The organism is Geminicoccus flavidas (genome assembly GCF_009806515.1).
GTDB lineage: Bacteria > Pseudomonadota > Alphaproteobacteria > Geminicoccales > Geminicoccaceae > Geminicoccus > Geminicoccus flavidus.
The window spans coordinates 1-1,458 of record NZ_WUJP01000332.1 but is presented as its reverse complement, the minus strand read 5'-3'; the positions used below and the strand labels follow the sequence as shown (position 1 = coordinate 1,458).

2 protein-coding genes are annotated in these 1,458 nt (G+C 68.6%); both read left to right on the top strand.

Annotated features, from left to right (window positions below):
* A partial coding sequence (locus tag EQG76_RS09295) for a TAXI family TRAP transporter solute-binding subunit (protein ID WP_235031277.1) occupies positions 1-199 on the top strand: 199 nt, incomplete at its 5' end.
* A 68-nt stretch (positions 200-267) separates the two neighbouring features.
* On the top strand, positions 268-1,458 hold a 1,191-nt coding region (locus EQG76_RS09290), incomplete at its 3' end, for a TRAP transporter permease (RefSeq protein ID WP_159712716.1).

Genomic DNA, 1,458 nt, shown 5'->3' with positions numbered 1-1,458 from the left:
CTATCTCGTCACCCACAGCGACGTGCCCGACGAGACTGCCTACCAGATGACCGCTCAGCTGTTCGCCCACCTGGACCAGCTCGCCTCGGCCCATGCTGCGGCCAAGGCGATCAGGCTCGAGGACGCCCTGAACGGCATGCCGCTGCCGCTGCACCCTGGCGCCGAGCGGTTCTACGACGAAAAGGGCATGAAGCGTTGAGCGGCCTGGCGGCGGGCGACGATCCCGGCGCGCTGGCCTTCGGCAAGGGCCGCGCCGGCGGCACGATCATGACGATCGCGCTGGCGTTCTCGGCCTTCCAGCTCTGGACCGCGGCTCTCTCGCCCCTGCCGTCCATGGTGGTGCGCAGCGTCCATGTCGGCTTCCTCCTGCTCTTGTGCTTCACCCTGCTGGCCGAGCGTGGCCCCGGGCGGTCCCGCCTCGTCGGCTGGGGGCTGGGTGTCGCCGGCTTCGTGCTGGGCCTCTATCACTGGGTGTTCCACGACGCGTTGATCCTGCGCGCGGGCGATCCCACCACGACCGATCTCGCCGTGGGCGTGCTCGTCATCCTGCTGGTGTTCGAGGCCTCGCGCCGGCTGCTGGGCCTGGCCCTGCCGATCATCTGCGCGGTGTTCCTGCTCTATGCCCTGTTCGGCGAGTACGCACCGGCACCGCTCGACCACCGCCCCTACGACTTCGCCCAGGTGGTCGACCAGATGTTCCTCGGCACCGAGGGCATCTACGGCACTGCCATCTATGTCAGCTCGTCCTTCATCTTCCTGTTCATCCTGTTCGGCGCCTTCCTGGAACGCGCCGGGATGATCCGGCTGTTCAACGACATCGCCATGGGCACGGTCGGGCACAGCCAGGGCGGGCCCGCCAAGGTCGCGGTGATCTCGTCCGGGCTGATGGGCACGATCAACGGCAGCGGCGTGGCCAACGTCGTCACCACCGGCCAGTTCACCATCCCGCTGATGAAGCGGTTCGGCTACCGCCCAGCCTTCGCCGGCGCCGTGGAAGCCACCGCATCCATGGGCGGGCAGATCATGCCGCCGGTGATGGGGGCGGTGGCCTTCATCATGGCCGAGACCATCGACGTGCCCTATGTCGAGATCGCGATCGCCGCGACCATTCCTGCCATCCTCTACTTCGCCACGGCCTTCTGGGTGGTCCACCTGGAGGCAGGCAAGCACGGCCTGGTCGGCCTGCCGAAGAGCGAATGCCCGAGCGCGCTGGCAGCACTGCGGCGCGACTGGTACCTGATCCTGCCACTCGCGGCCCTGGTCTGGCTGCTGTTCGCCGGCTACACGCCAATGTTCGCCGGGACGATCGGCCTGGCGCTGACCGCGCTGGTGGTCCTGGGCACGCCGATCAGCCAGGCCATCCCGCGCCACGCCCTGCGCATCCTGTTCTGGATCGCGATCGGCCTCGGTGCCGCCGCGTTCGGCCGCTACGGGATCGGGGTGATCGCGCTCCTGATC